Annotated in this window: 12 protein-coding genes; 5 read left to right on the top strand and 7 right to left on the bottom strand. The window is 65.5% G+C overall.

Annotated features, from left to right (window positions below; genetic code table 11):
* The first annotated feature begins 104 nt into the window (after positions 1-104).
* Complete coding sequence (locus ACQPXH_RS13825; RefSeq protein ID WP_433602746.1) at positions 105-1,493, top strand: glutamate-1-semialdehyde 2,1-aminomutase; 1,389 nt, start codon at positions 105-107, stop codon at positions 1,491-1,493.
* On the top strand, positions 1,490-2,626 hold the full coding sequence (locus tag ACQPXH_RS13820; protein ID WP_433602745.1) for a glycosyltransferase: 1,137 nt from the start codon (positions 1,490-1,492) through the stop codon (positions 2,624-2,626). The genes ACQPXH_RS13825 and ACQPXH_RS13820 overlap by 4 nt, the downstream gene beginning before the upstream one ends.
* Before the next feature lie 148 nt (positions 2,627-2,774).
* On the opposite strand, the gene ACQPXH_RS13815 is transcribed toward ACQPXH_RS13820, so the two are convergent.
* Entirely contained in the window at positions 2,775-3,305 is a 531-nt protein-coding gene (locus tag ACQPXH_RS13815) for a sigma-70 family RNA polymerase sigma factor (protein ID WP_433602744.1), read from the bottom strand.
* A gap of 329 nt (positions 3,306-3,634) precedes the next feature.
* Positions 3,635-4,354 carry a GAF and ANTAR domain-containing protein gene (locus tag ACQPXH_RS13810; protein ID WP_433602743.1) on the bottom strand — a complete coding sequence of 240 codons (720 nt, stop codon included), beginning with the start codon at positions 4,352-4,354 and terminating at the stop codon, positions 3,635-3,637.
* A 328-nt stretch (positions 4,355-4,682) separates the two neighbouring features.
* Between ACQPXH_RS13810 and ACQPXH_RS13805 the strand changes: the two genes are divergently transcribed.
* Positions 4,683-5,444, top strand: a complete 762-nt coding sequence (locus ACQPXH_RS13805; protein ID WP_433602742.1) for an ANTAR domain-containing protein — start codon at positions 4,683-4,685, stop codon at positions 5,442-5,444.
* A gap of 1 nt (position 5,445) precedes the next feature.
* Here the strand turns inward: ACQPXH_RS13805 and ACQPXH_RS13800 are convergent, their stop codons facing one another.
* The 5 genes from ACQPXH_RS13800 to ACQPXH_RS13780 form a co-directional block, all read right to left on the bottom strand.
* Positions 5,446-6,177, bottom strand: coding sequence for a GAF and ANTAR domain-containing protein (locus ACQPXH_RS13800; protein WP_433602741.1), 732 nt, complete (start codon positions 6,175-6,177; stop codon positions 5,446-5,448).
* A 205-nt stretch (positions 6,178-6,382) separates the two neighbouring features.
* On the bottom strand, positions 6,383-8,413 hold the full coding sequence (locus ACQPXH_RS13795) for an SDR family oxidoreductase (protein WP_433602740.1): 2,031 nt from the start codon (positions 8,411-8,413) through the stop codon (positions 6,383-6,385).
* A 305-nt stretch (positions 8,414-8,718) separates the two neighbouring features.
* A complete protein-coding gene (locus ACQPXH_RS13790) occupies positions 8,719-10,419 on the bottom strand; it encodes a bifunctional metallophosphatase/5'-nucleotidase (RefSeq protein ID WP_433602739.1) in 1,701 nt (566 codons plus the stop codon).
* Positions 10,420-10,516: 97 nt separating this feature from the next.
* Complete coding sequence (locus ACQPXH_RS13785) at positions 10,517-11,176, bottom strand: cutinase family protein (RefSeq protein WP_433602738.1); 660 nt, start codon at positions 11,174-11,176, stop codon at positions 10,517-10,519.
* Between the two features lie 184 nt (positions 11,177-11,360).
* Positions 11,361-12,410, bottom strand: a complete 1,050-nt coding sequence (locus ACQPXH_RS13780) for a zinc-binding alcohol dehydrogenase family protein (RefSeq protein WP_433602737.1) — start codon at positions 12,408-12,410, stop codon at positions 11,361-11,363.
* Positions 12,411-12,570: 160 nt separating this feature from the next.
* Here ACQPXH_RS13780 and ACQPXH_RS13775 point away from each other — a divergent pair, with 160 nt between their 5' ends.
* A complete protein-coding gene (locus tag ACQPXH_RS13775) occupies positions 12,571-13,212 on the top strand; it encodes a TetR/AcrR family transcriptional regulator (protein ID WP_433602736.1) in 642 nt (213 codons plus the stop codon).
* Positions 13,209-14,900 carry an FAD-binding dehydrogenase gene (locus tag ACQPXH_RS13770; protein WP_433602735.1) on the top strand — a complete coding sequence of 564 codons (1,692 nt, stop codon included), beginning with the start codon at positions 13,209-13,211 and terminating at the stop codon, positions 14,898-14,900. Before ACQPXH_RS13775 ends, ACQPXH_RS13770 begins: the two co-directional genes overlap by 4 nt.
* Positions 14,901-14,924: the final 24 nt, after the last annotated feature.

The following is a 14,924-nucleotide window of genomic DNA, read 5'->3' as shown; positions in this document are numbered from 1 at the left end:
GCGCGGACACGTGGCCACACCGGACGTACAGTGACTATCGCACGCAAGCCGATTCGTGCCGGGGCCCTGTGTGCGCGTGCATCATCTCTGCCCAGGAGTTCAGCATGAACCACGTCGACCGCGGCCATACCAACCCCGACAACCCCGCGGCCCGTCGCAACCGTTTCGCGCGCAGCAACGAGCTCCAGGCACGGCTGCACGATCTGGTGCCCGGCGGTGCGCACACCTATGCCCGCGGGCCGGATCAGTATCCGGAGTTCATGGCGCCGATTCTGGTGCGCGGCGAGGGCTGTCGGGTCTGGGATGCCGACGGTAATTGCTATGTCGAATACGGCATGGGTTTGCGTTCGGTCACCCTCGGCCACGCATACCGCCCGGTACTCGAGGCCGTGACCAGGGCGATTGCCGACGGTGTCAGCTTCAGTCGACCCACCGAGCTGGAATTGCTTGCGGCACAGGACTTCCTGTCGCTGGTGCCGGGCGCCGATATGGTCAAATTCGCCAAGAACGGCTCCGACGCCACCACCGCCGCGGTGCGGCTGGCCAGGGCGGCGACCGGACGCAGCGTCATCGCGGTCTGCGATCAACCGTTCTTCTCGGTGGACGATTGGTTCATCGGCACCACCCCGATGGCCAGCGGCATTCCCACCGAGGCCGTCGCAGGGACGATGAAGTTCCAGTACAACGACCTGCCGTCGCTGGCCGCCGTGCTGAATACCGGCGCGGTCGCGGCTGTGGTCATGGAGGCGGCGACGGCACTGGACGAGCCCGCACCCGGCTTTCTCGAAGGGGTGCGCGAACTCTGCGATCGGCATCGCACCTTGCTCATCTTCGACGAGATGATCACCGGGTTCCGGTGGTCGGAAGGCGGGGCGCAGGCCATCTACGAGGTGACACCCGATCTGTCGTGCTGGGGCAAGGCGATGGGCAATGGTTTCCCGATCTCGGCGTTGGCGGGGAAGCGCGAGTTCATGGAGCTCGGCGGGTTGCGTACCGACCGCGATCGGGTGTTCCTGCTGTCCACCACGCACGGGCCGGAATCGGCTTCGCTGGCGGCGTTTCGGGCGGTCGCGCACGAATACACCACCGGCGATCCGATCGCACGGATGGAGCACGCCGGTCGATTGCTCGCCGACGGTGTCAACGCGATCGCCGCCGAACTCGGTCTCGCGGACTACCTGCAGGTGCTGGGGCGTCCTTCCTGTCTGATCTTCGTGACGCGCGATTCCGAGGGCCTGCCATCCCAAGAGTTCCGCACGCTATTCCTGCAGGAGCTATTGGACCGAGGTGTGCTCGGTCAATCCTTCGTTACCTCGGCCGCACATACCGAACCCGATATCGACCGAACCATTACGGCGTGCCATGAGGCGGCGAGCGTGTACCGCAAGGCAATTGAGCAGGGCACGGTCGACGGGTTGCTGGAGGGCCGCCCGGTGGCTCCGGCCATTCGGCGCAGGGCCGAGCCCCGACGCATCGACTCGGTGGCCCAATGAACCTGTCGCACAATGGGACCGGATCGCCGCGGATCGCGATCGTGCACGAGCGGTTCACCGAATTCGGCGGATCCGAGGCGGTGGTCGGTGAATTCGTCGAAACCTGGCCCGACGCACAGGTATTCGCGCCGATTGTCGATCCGACAGGCATCCGACCGCCGCTGACGGCGGTGCAGGGCACCTGGCTCAGCCGCGCATACGCCGCCACCGGTCGTCGCTCGCATGCCCCGCTGTTGCCGTTCGTGCCACACGCCCTGCGACAGCTGCCCTTGCGCGGAGGGTTCGACGCGGTTCTCATCAGTCATCACGCCTTCGCCACCCAGGCCGCATTCGCCACGGACGCACCGACCATCGTGTACGTGCACAGTCCGGCCCGCTGGGCCTGGGATCCGGAATTCCGCGCACAGGAGGCGGGCGGGCGCGCAGGGCAACGCGCACTCACCGCTCTCGGCCGGCTCGCCCGTCGCGGCGAACTGCGCGCCGCCCCACACCTCACCCATGTGATCGCCAACTCGCACGCGGTGGCCGATCGCATACGCGACTGGTGGCGGTTGCCCTCGACCGTGGTCAATCCCCCCGTGCAGGTCGACGATTTCACCCCCGACCCGAGCGTGCCCCGCGAGGACTTCTTTCTCGCCGCCGGCCGCCTGGTCCCCTATAAACGCCCCGACCTGGCCATTCGCGCCGCCCAGCGCGCGGGTGTACGCCTGGTCGTCCTCGGCGACGGCCGCTTCCGCCCCCAGCTCGACGCCATCGCGGGCCCCGAAACCACCTTCCTCGGCGCCACACCCTTCCAGACCCTGCTGGACATGTACCGCCGCTGCCGCGCCCTGCTCATGCCGGGCATCGAGGATTTCGGCATCGTCCCCGTCGAGGCAATGGCCTGTGGCACACCGGTTCTCGCGGTCGATCAGGGCGGGTCCCGCGATACCGTGCGCCCCGGAATCACCGGCGAATTCGTCGAATACGGCAGCGACGAGCACGTCATCGCGGGCCTGGCGCAGGCCATGCGCGACTTCGATTCCACCGCCTACGATCCGACCGTCATCCGCGCCCACGCGATGACCTTCTCCCCCAAGTCATTCCGCGCCGAAATCGCCGATATCGTCAGCAATACAATCGGATCCGGATAACCCTCGATCGGTCTCGTGCCGACGCTCCACTTCCGCCTCGAAGGATGCCCGGATCGAGGCCAGGAATTCGCCGGCTCACTGCCCGCACCGACGACGGCCGCAGCCAGGCGCTGCCGTTCACCGTCGGCACGGGCAGTCCGACCCGGCGCTAGGTGAGCGGTTCGGACAGGTCGGTCTTCAGGTGCTCGAGTCCCGCCCGGATCCGGGATTTGACCGTGGGGAGACCGACCCCGAGACGCTCCGCCACCTCGGGATAGCTCAGGCCGGAATAGTACGCGAGCGCGATGGATTCGTGCTGGAGTGCGGTCAGATGGGTGAGGCTGCGACGCAGGGCGTCCCTTTCGTCGTGCCGCACCGCCGCCTCGGCCACCACATCGGTCGGGGGTTGATAATCGCGGCTGCCCCAGGAGTGATTGTGGTCCATGTTGGCGCGCTCGCGCCGGACCCGGTCCACGGCCTGGCGATGAGCCAGCATGCGCAACCAGGTGAGCACGGAACCGCGGCGCTCGTCGAACCCGATCGCACAGCGCCATACCTCGAGGTAGACGTCGTGACAGGTCTCTTCGGCATACCCACGGTCGCGGACGATCGCAAGCACCCGGCGATAGACCAGACCGTGAGTGCGGCGGTAGAACTGGGCGAAGGCCTCTTGATCGCCGTCGCCGATGCGATGTACCAATTCTGCATCGACACCGTCGGATTCGATATCAATCCGATTACGAACCGGCCCAGCGACCGACCGCAGCGTGGTTGGAAGTCGTTCGGACCGATGCGAATTGCGTTCGGACCGAGATGAAACGAGCAGGATCACGATTGCCCCCAGACAAACAAGTGATGCGACATGCAGGTTGATTCCGACGTATGAAGCTGCGTCGAAGCAGACCGTCGAGGGCATGGACGGCACTGGCGGAGAACCGAATCGGCCGGGGACTGGGGCCGATAGTCCAACTTTCACATTACCGCGCCGCGCGCAAATGATCATGCACTTTCGCGCAGTAGTGGATCTACTCAGACGCGCAGGCCGAGTTCGACGATGCCTTTCGCCACCGCATGCACGGCGATCCGGTTCTTGCGAGCATGTGTGCGGATCAGTTCGAACGCGACCTCCGGCGTGGTCCGCCTGGCATTGGCGATCACGCCCTTGGCCTGTTCGATGACGATCCGCGAATCCAGCGCGTGCTGCAGCTGCGCGGTCAGGCGCTGCTGGCGGCGTAGCACGTTGGAGTTGACGATGTGGCCCGTCGCCATGCTCGCCAACAGTCCGCCCACCGAGAGATCCTGGTCGGTCCAGATCCGAGGGCTCGGGCCGTAGAGGCCGAGCGCACCGACCGTGGTCTCGCCGACCCGCATCGGAATCTCGGCCAGCGTCGACAACCCGTGCCGGACCGCCTCGGCGACGAACTCCGGCCAGCGCTCGCCGTGCCGACCGATATCGTCGATCGCGATGGGTTTGCCGGAGCGGTACGCGTCCACGCTCGGACCGTGTTCGCTGCGATGCTGACAGAGTTCCATGGCCACCAGTTCGTCCGGAGCCGCGGCGGCCATCCGGGGGCGCTCGTCGGGCGTGAGCGTCTCATCCGGCATCAGCATGACGGTGCAGCCGGCCAGATCGAGCGCGACGATCGCACTGTTCATCAGCTGGCGCACCATCTCGGCTGTGTCACCGATCGCAGGTAGCAGCTCGGCTAGTCGCGCTGCCGCGGCGACCAGCACCTTGTTGTCAGACACCCGAATCACCCCACATGTGCGAAAATCGGTCGTCCCCTCGAGTCCCGCGCCGCACTTGCTGACGTTTCCATGGTATGGCTGTGCGAAGTAACACACCACAATTTCGACACCACCACGCTCCTTTGAATTATCCAGCTACTCATCGGATTCCGTCGACCGGCCATCGATTGGTGGTCGACATGACTACTATCCGAATGCCACGATGGACGACAAGCTCGACCTGACCGTGCCGCGATGATGTGCCCGGTGAGGCTTATTTCGCTGAATTCGCTCCGTTTAAATGTGCCGCATTGCGGCGAGCAGCAATCACCGCGACCGGGAGACTGCAATGGCACCCCCATTCGACGATCGGCAGCACGACCGATCATCCGAGCCGCTGCCGGATTCGATCCAGTTATTGCGGTCACTTGTGCGCGCGGTCGACTCGCTGGCGAGCGATTTCGACGTTGTCGAACTATGTCAGCAGCTGCTGGAAGCCTGTACCGAAGTAACCGGCGCGAGCGATGCCGGATTGTTGCTAGCCGACCAACGCGGTGAGCTACAGGTACTCGCCTCTACCAACGAGTCGGTCCGACTGCTCGGTTTGTTACAGCGTGAGGGACCGAGCCTGCATGCCTACCGGAACAAGACCGCGGCATCGGTCCCCGATCTGCGTGCCGACGCGGATCGGTGGCCGGAGTTCGCACCTGCGGCATCGGCCGCGGGATATCGCTCCGCATACGCCGTACCGCTGCGACTGCACCGCGACAGCGTCGGCGCGCTCACGATTCTTGCGACCTCGGCCGCCGCACTCGGACAGCTGGATCTGCGCATCGGTCAGCTCCTCGCGGATATCGCGGCCGTCGGCATCGCGCAACACGTGTTGCTCGCGCAGGGCGCGGCGATCCAGGCGCAGTTGCCGACCGCGCTGAACACGCGCGTCACCATCGAGCAGGCCAAGGGGGTGCTCGCCGAGCGCGGCGACCGGGATATGGATCGTGCGTTCCAAGTCATGCGCGGACATGCCCGCGCCACTGGACGGCGGCTCTCCGATATCGCCGGTGACATTGTCGAGGGGCGCATCGATCTGCGTGCCGACGCGGCGGACTGAGTCAGGTATCGAAGCGCAGCCGATCGTCCACGACCAGCGCCGCGACCTCGGCCAGCGACAGCCCGTGCACGAAGGCGTAGGCGCGCAGCCGCGCATAAGCGTCGGGTGCGCGAATGTCCAATTGTGCGAGCACGATTCCGGCCGCCTGGTGGATCGTGCGACTGGTCAGCGGCTGATCCCACCATTGCGCGGCGGCGTGCGCGGATTTCGCCGATTCGGCCACCAGCTGCGCGATGACCAGATCGGCGATATGCAGCCCCGCCGAAATTACGTACGGTTCCGGTTTGCCCGGTTCGGCCCGATACAGATCGAGCACGCCGAAACGCACCACACCCAGCTGTAACGGCACCGCGACCATCGACCCCGCGACCACCGCCACACGGTTCAATTCGTCGGCGAAACCCGGCCACCGCACATCGGTTTGGGCCAGATCGGCCACCAGCACCGGCACACCGGCGACGGCGGCGTCCACCGCCGGCCCCTGCCCCGCGGTGGCCTGCACCGCCTCCACCCACGCCGCCACCGAATCACTGGTCGCCCACGGCTGCAGACCGGCATCGCGCTCCTGGATCAGGATCGCGGCACGCTGCACCGGCAGCACCCGCACACAGGCGCCGCACAGGGCGGTCATCCCACCGCCTTCGGCCGACAGGTTTTTCAGAAACTCGAGGGCCGAGAAGAATTCATCGGTCAACTGATCGAACTGCCCCACACCATTCCTACGAACTTTCACGACCGTTATCCCTGCGACGAGTTCGACGGTCCCTTGTTCCAGGATTCGTCACCACCCTGGCACCGGACCGCAACTACGCGCAGGAAATACGGCGGGTCGAAACCGCAAGAATACGAAACACCGATCGTCCACAACAGGGCCGAACGTCCCACCCTCGCCGCGGCAGACCGTTCGCGTGAGAACAATCAGCCTATGATGGGATCTATCACCAATGTAGGCCGGGGATCACGCGGGCAACTCGCGCGGCCGGGCTCGGCAGTGCCATCAGCGGCAGTACCACCGGTGCAAGGTAGGACAGCGCATTGCGACCGGAGTCCTGATTCGCGTCGTCGGCAGCGGCGGGCACCGCCGTACGCTGCTTCCCCTGTGCCGCATGCGATTCACCGAACCAGCGGAACCCCTGGTGCATGATCGACCGCTTGACCGACGGCATCAGCAGTTCGACCGCCTGAGCGAAAGTGCCGACCGGGGTGTCGATGCGGTGCGGGCGATCCTCGATTGCGCGCACCACGATTTCGGCCGCGCGGTCGGGATCGGGCACCGGCAGCGAGCGATAGATATCGGTCGGCGCGATCATCGGCGTGCGCACCAATGGCATGCGCACGGAGGTGAAAGTGATTCCCGCATCCCGATTTTCGACGGCAGCAATCTCGCTGAAGTTGTCCAGCGCGGATTTGCTCGCCACATACGCGGCGAAGCGCGGCACCTTGGTCTGCACGGCGATCGAGGAGATGTTCACGATATGTCCGAAGCGCCGCGCCCGCATCGACGGCAGCAGCGCGAGAATGAGTCGCACCGCACCGAAGTAATTGACCGCCATGGTCCGCTCGAAATCGTGCATGCGGTCGGTGGAATTGACCACCGAGCGACGGATCGACCGTCCCGCATTGTTCACCAGATAATCGACGTGACCGTGATCGGCGAGCACCGCGGCCACCAGATCGTCCACACCGTCGGAATCGGTGATATCGCACGGATAGGCGTGGGCGACACCACCTTCGGCCCGCACCGACTCCGCCGCGGCGTGCAGATCGTCCACACCGCGCGCCACCATCAGCACGGTCGCACCGCGCTGCGCGACGGCATGGGCGGTGGCCAGGCCGATACCGGAGGACGCCCCGGTGATCAAGACGACGCGACCGTCGAGCGGATCACCGCCGTCGCCGGGCCGGCCCCGGTTCGGGTCCAGATTCTCGGCCCAGTACTGCCACAGCCGCTCGGCGTAGCTGTCGAACGACGGCACCGCCAACCCGGTTCCGCGCAGCTGTGCCCGCGTGGAGTCGGAGACGAATTCCGCCGCGAACGAGGCGTGCGGTGCGACCTCGGCCGGAATTCCCAACTGCTCCAACAGGAAATCGCGAACCGTCGCGACTCCCGGGATGTGAGCGAGCCCGTTCAGCGCGAGCCCGCTGCCGGGCACTGTACCGATTCCGGTCGGCGCACCCGCCGCGGCCGCGAGCGCACCGTAGATGTCGCCGAACGGCTGCGGCTCGGGGTTGACCAGGTGGAATGTACGTCCGTCGAGCCCCTTTCGGCGCACCAGCTCGACCATCGCGCCCGCCACGTAGTCGACCGGCACGATATTGGTCGCACCCAGATCCGGCAGCAGCATCGGCAGTTCGGCGGGCAGTGCGCCGAGGCGCGAGATGGCCGGGAAGAAGTAGTACGGACCGTCGATCTTGTCCATCTCACCGGTGCGCGAATCGCCGACCACGATCGCCGGGCGATACACCCGCCAGCGCACTCCCTCGGATTCGCGGACCAGCTTCTCCGCGGCGAATTTGGTTCGGTGGTACGGCGAGGTCAGCCGCTGGCCGAGGTCGAAATCCTCCTCGAAGAATTTGCCCTTGTGGTCACCGGCCACGGCCACCGAAGAGACGTGATGCAGCACCGCGCCCAATTCGCGGGCCAGCTCCAACACCGAGCGCGTGCCAACGACATTGGCCGCGTGCGCGGTCTCCTCGTCGGCGGTCATGTCGTAGACCGCGCCGAGGTGGATCACGTGGTCGGCCTTGGGCGCGTCCTCGATCAAACCGAGACCTTCAGCGGTGAGATCGCCGAGCATCGGAAATGCGCGTTCGCCACCCGTCCAACCCGCGGTGAGTTCACCGAATTTCGCCACCGACGGGGTGCGAACCAGGACATGCACAATGGCTTCGGAATCGGCCGCCAGCAGCTCCTGAACCACCCGCCGACCCAAGAATCCGGTTCCGCCTGTCACGATGAAAGTCGTCATCGCATTTCCTCCTGCTGTCGGACTCGAATTGAGTTGTCACACATGCGCGCCCGGCATGCAGCAGTGAATGCGGACATCATCGATTTCGGCTTCCAGCCAACAGTGTGCTGAGCCAATGCAGGAACGCCGTTGCCCTATTTGTGGGTAATTTTAATGGGCGCAGCTAGCCTCGAGCAAGCGAACGACGGCCGAGGACGATGTGTGAATGGTCACCAATGGGCGTCGCTAATATTGTGTGTTACAACAGTTTTCAGATAATGCCCGAACGCGAAACCTCAATAGGGTCACCGCGTTTGCCCACCCGCTCAGCGCTTCCCGGCGCGGGCGGGCGGCGATTCCAGCGGAGGGCGGCCATTCAGATAGGTCTCGAAAGCCTCGAGATCGATGGGGCCGACAGTCTTGTCGGTGCTCTCGGTGAAAACCGTGAAACCGTCGCCGCCCGAAGCCAGGAAGCTGTTGGTGGTGATGCGGTAGGTGGCGACGGGGTTGAGGGGTTGGCCGCCGATGCGCACGCTGTCTGCGACGACCTTGCTGTCCTTCGGACTCGACTCGACATAGGTGTAGGTGAGCCCGGCGGGCGAGAGCACGGTCGCCTTGCCGTTGCTCCATTGCTGTTCGAGCAGACGCAGGATCTGACTGCCGGTCATGGTGACGGTGACGACCTGATTGCCGAAAGGCTGCACGCTGTAGATATCGCCGTAGCTGATCTGACCGGACTTCAGATCGGTGCGTACACCGCCTGGATTCATGAAGGCCGCGACCGCCGCCGCCGGCGCGCCCGCGGTGACCGAGAGCATCGAGTCGGCGATGACATCACCGAGCGGCGATTCGCCGGAGCCCGCCGGTTCGTGCGGCAGCGATGCCGCCGCGACGCCGACCGGCCGCTCCGCGCGCGGTTTGGCCTGCTCGGCATAGAAGTCGATCAGCGAGGTGGTGGCCGCGTCCGGAGTGACCTCCCTGGTCACCACCCGGTTGACCGCCGATGCCTGCACACCGTCGGCGCCGAAGCGCAGGGTGACATCGGTGATCAGCCGACCGTAGGAGGCGGCTTGGGTGACCACCTTGCCGTCGATGGTGCAGACATACGGCTGATGCGAATGTCCGGTGAACAGCACCCGCACCGCGGGATCGACACCGGTCGCCAATGCGGTGACCTCGGGGGAGATATTCGCACAACCGTTGTAGTCGACCGCCGCATTCTGAGCTGTCTTCTGCACACCACCGTCGTGCAACAGCGCTACCACCGTTTGCGCGCCGGCCGACTTCACCTCGGGGACATAGCGATTGATCGCCGCGACCTCGTCGCCGAAGGTGTAACCCCGAATGCCTTCCGGCACCACGATGCTCGCCGTCTCGGGCGTCACCGTGCCGATGACACCGATCTTGTGTCCGCCGACCTCGAGCATCGTCCACGGGCGCAGCGTGGGCGGCAGCTTACCGTCCGCACCGGTGACATTGGCGGCCAGAAAGGGGAACTTCGCTCCGGTGAACGGCGCGCCGGGCGAGCATCCGGCCAGCGCGCATCCGCCCTGCTGCAGTCGCGCCAATTCGACGACGCCGCTGTCGAATTCGTGATTGCCAACCGACGAGGCGGCCAGTCCGATGGAATTCAGAAAGGTGATGGTCGGCTCGTCGTGGAAGAGTCCGGAGACCAGCGGGCTCGCGCCGATATTGTCCCCCGCCGACACCACGGCACTGGCCGGATACGCCTTCTTCAACCGGGCAAGATGGGTCGCGAGGTAGGCGGCACCGCCCGCATCGTGCCCGGCGATCTTGCCGGTCGAACCCGTCGGCGGTTGCAGATTGCCGTGGAAATCGTTGAGCCCGAACAGATGTATCTCGTCCGACTGCGCGCCGCGCAGATCGTCGGTCGAGATGAGCGGGATCACCCCCGGTGCCGTCGAGGTGGTCGGGTGACCGCTGTCGGATGCGGTACCGCACCCCGCCACCAGGGCGATGCTCACGAGTCCCGCAATGATCATGCCGATGCGACGATGCGCTCTCATACGTCAGACTGTCCCACGCCCGGGTGCCATCGGCATGAATCTCGTGCGAACACCGGCGGCGGGATCGATGCTCGACCCCGCCGCGCGGATTTCCCGGTCATATCCGGCCCGCAGCGAAATCCGCGGCCGGCCAGAACGCCCAGCCGTAGTTCGTGTGCTGGCTCGGGTCGAAGCCGCCACCGCAGATCGGATCACCACCGGTGCAGTAATCCGCGGTCTTCCACGCATAGTTGCCGGGGACACCCCGGCCGCTCAGTCGGAGGGGATCGCCGAACAGCAGAACCGCGGAGACCTTCCACTCGAGATCGCCGGGGAGCACGGAGACCCCGGGCAGCGCGGTCACCATGCCGGTGCCGACGACTCCGTGCACGACAGCCGCGCCCTGCGAGTAGCCGACCAGGATGAATCGCTGATCCGGGCACATTCGCGACTGCCGAATGACGTGGTCGGTCATGTCCTGGGTACCGGCGCTGAGCGACGTGGGGTCGAGCAGGTCCGCAGGGTAGTCCACCCAGAAAGCGCTGCTGCTCTCCGGAAGTGCTCGAAGCAGCGTGTCATACAGCGGGTCGCCGACGACGGAGCCGAGCCACCCGGGTTCCCCCGTGCCTCTGGCGACGACCACATCGACCGCGGCACAGTCCGCCCGTGCCTGCGCGCCGATACTGGTCACCACCCCCGCCGTCGCGACGAGCAATAGCACAGCGAATACCGGTGCCAGCCGCCACTTCTCGAAGACTCTTATCTTCCGGATTTCCATCGTGATCACCTCTCACGCCGTTGTGAGAAGCCGAGTGACGGTTGTCAGCGACAACTGTCACTCCGCTATATCCGTGAAGGTAAGAACGACAGAAAGTCACGTCAAGCAACTCAGCTGAAGCGAGACCGGTTCAGCGCTGAATCGTGTCCTGGAATCTGTTCCCGCACACGATGATTCGGGGCGCCTATGGGATGAGAACCGCTGCGCCGGTGAAACGTCCGTATGCGAGATCCGCGAGGGCTCGATCCGCCGTACCGAGGGAGTACCCCGTTGTGGTCACATGTATACGGTGTTCGCCCGCCAGCGCGAGGAATTCGCGCGCGTCGGCGCGGGTATTGGCAGTCACCGAGCGAATCTCGCGCTCCTGGAACAGATGCCGCTGATAGTTCAGCACCGGGATGTCGCTGAGATGGATGCCCGCGATGGCAAGGATGCCGCCGCGATCGAGTGCTTCCATAGCGGGCAGAACCAACTCGCCGATCGGCGCGAACAAGATCGCCGAATCCAATTGCACCGGAGGCCGATCCGCCGCACCCTGCACCGAGGCCGCGCCGAGGTCGGCGGCCAGCTCGCGCGCGGCCCGATCCCTGGTCATCACATGTACCTCGGCGCCGCGCGCCATCGCGACCTGAGCGGCGATATGCGCGCTTCCGCCGAAGCCATAGATACCGAGCCGTCCACCCCTCGGCAGATCGGCGCGCTGCAGCGCCCGATAGCCGATGATCCCGGCACACAGCAGCGGCGCGGTTTCCATATCGCTGTATCCGCCGGGCAGCCGGTGGGCGTAAGCCGCTGGGACAGTGGCATATTCGGCGTAACCGCCGTCCGCGTCCCAGCCCGTGTACTCCGAATTCGGGCAGAGATTCTCCGCGCCGCGCAGACAGTACCGGCAGATGCCGCAGGTGTGGCGCAACCAGGCAATGCCGACGCGATCACCCACCGCGAATGCGGGAGCCGAAGAGCCGAGTGCCCCAGCGGATTCCGGTCCCTGCGCCACCACCTCCCCCACCACCTCGTGCCCGGGCACCACACCGGGCCGATGCACCGGCAGATCCTTCTCGGCGACATGCAGGTCGGTGCGACAGACCCCGCAGGCCAGTACCCGCACCAGGAGTTCACCGGCCGCGGGCTCGGGCACCGCTTCGCGAACGAAGTCCAGCGGTCCGCCATCGATCGGTCCCGGCCGTCGCACCCGCCAGCCGGTCATGCCCGTAGTCGCCGCACTCGCATTCATGCCGATCACTCCTCACCGACAGGGAGAACGGTCTCTTCGGATTATCCCTGCCGACCGCGCTGGTTCACCCGTTTCGCCGAGGGTGCGTCGGGCTTCTGATACATTTCTGTATTGAATACATTCGTGTATCGAATGGGCCGGATACCCGAGGAGGTGCACATTGGCCTCGACCACCGATGCGGATACCCCGGTGCACCGGGTGACCCGCCGGCGCACCGAAACACGTAAACGCCTGCTCACCGCCGCGTATCAGGTCTTCGCCGAAGAGGGCTTCGGCCGCGCCTCGGTGGAGCGCGTCTGCGAACGGGCCGGGTTCACCCGCGGCGCCTTCTACTCCAACTTCACCTCGCTCGACGAGTTGTTCCTGGCCATGTGGGAGCAGCGATCGGCCGCCATGATCGCCGGTATCCGCACGACCCTCGACGGCTTCTCGGTCGACGGCATCGCCGATATCCGCGCCGCGGTCGAACGCTTGGACCGCGCCGTGCCGATCGATGAGGACTGGTTCCGCATCACCGCCCAATTCACTTCGCACGCGCTGCGCACACCCGGCCTACGGCAGGTGATGGCCGGACGCGAGGAGGCGATTGTCGCGGCACTGATACCGACGATAGTCGCCGCACTAGGCCGCGTCGGCCGGACCGTACCAGATCCCGTCGCGCTCGGACAGGCCCTGGTCGCGGTGCACGACGGCACCGCCGTTCAGGTGCTGATGGAACCCCGCAGCCGCAAAGTGCGCATGCGGCGCACCGATCTTTTCTGCCACCTCGTGCTGGCCTACAGCACCGAAACCGAAGGATGACCATGACCGACCCGAGTGCCGAATTCACGCAAGGGGCAGATGTCATCGTCGTCGGTGCGGGCCTGGCCGGGCTCGTGGCGACCCACGAACTGGTCAAGGCCGGCCGCACAGTGCATGTGCTGGACCAGGAGAATCGCAATAACCTCGGCGGCCAGGCCTTCTGGTCGCTCGGCGGACTGTTCTTCGTGGACAGTCCGGAGCAGCGCCGCCTCGGCATCAAGGATTCCTACGAACTGGCACTGCAGGATTGGTTCGGTTCGGCGGGTTTCGACCGCGAGGACCAGGACTACTGGGCCCGCCAGTGGGCGCGGGCCTATGTGCGCTTCGCGGCCACCGAGAAGCGGGACTATCTGCACGAGTTGGGTTTACGGGTGACGCCGCTGGTCGGTTGGGCCGAGCGTGGTGGCGCCTTCGCCGATGGGCACGGCAATTCGGTGCCGCGCTTCCACCTCACCTGGGGTACCGGCCCCGAGGTGGTGCGGGTATTCCAGGAGCCGGTGCTCGAAGGTGAGCGCCGCGGACTGGTCGGCTTCAGTTTCCGGCATCAGGTCGACGAGTTGATCGTCGAGGACGGTGCGGTGGTCGGCGTGCGCGGCAGTGTACTCGAGCAGACCGATCTGGAACGCGGTCGGGCTTCGTCACGAAAAGTAGTCGGCGACTTCGAATTCCGTGCCAACGCGGTGATAGTGACCTCCGGCGGCATCGGCCACAATCACGAGCTGATCCGCCGCAACTGGCCCACCGAACGGCTCGGTCCGGCGCCGGAGACCATGATCTCCGGTGTGCCCGCATATGTGGACGGGCGGATGCTCGGCATCTCCGAGACCGCGGGCGGCGCCATCGTCAATCGCGATCGCATGTGGCACTACACCGAGGGCATCAACAACTGGAATCCGATCTGGCCCGATCACGCCATCCGGATCATCCCCGGTCCGTCCTCGATGTGGTTCGACGCCAATGGAAAGCGTTTGCCCGCACCGTGTTTCCCGGGCTTCGACACCAATTCGACCATGAAGGAGATCCTGGCCACCGGCTACGACTACTCCTGGTTCGTGCTCACCCAGTCGATCATCGAGAAGGAGTTCGCGCTATCGGGCTCGGAGCAGAATCCGGATATCACCGGTAAGGATCTCAAGCTCACCCTCAAGAGCCGGGTGGCCAAGGGTGCGCCCGGTCCGGTCGAGGCGTTCAAACAGCACGGGGTCGACTTCGTGGTCGCGAACACCTTGCGCGAGTTGGTCGATGGTATGAACAAGATCACGCGCGGCCCGCAGTTGGACTTCGACGAGTTGGAACAGCAGATCGTGGCCCGCGATCGTGATGTCGCCAATAAGTACTCCAAGGACGCGCAATTGATGGCGATCAACAATGCGCGCCAGTACTTCGGCGATAAGGCGGGCCGCGTGGCCAAACCGCATCGCATCCTCGATCCGGCCAGCGGGCCGCTGATCGCGGTGCGGCTCAATATCTTGACCCGCAAGACCCTCGGCGGACTGCAGACCAATCTGGATTCGCAGGTGATGCGGCCGGACGGCACACCGCTGCCGGGACTGTATGCCGCAGGCGAGGTCGCCGGATTCGGCGGCGGCGGTGTGCACGGCTACAACGCGCTGGAGGGCACCTTCCTCGGTGGCTGCATTTTCTCCGGCCGTGCCGCCGGACGGGCCCTGGCAATGAAACCGAACTAGTGTCGCGTCCAGATTGCTTGCTGC

This window comes from Nocardia sp. CA-135953 (genome assembly GCF_050955735.1).
Lineage (GTDB): Bacteria > Actinomycetota > Actinomycetes > Mycobacteriales > Mycobacteriaceae > Nocardia.
Note: the sequence above shows the minus strand (reverse complement) of the source record. Positions and strands in the feature narration are given on the sequence as shown.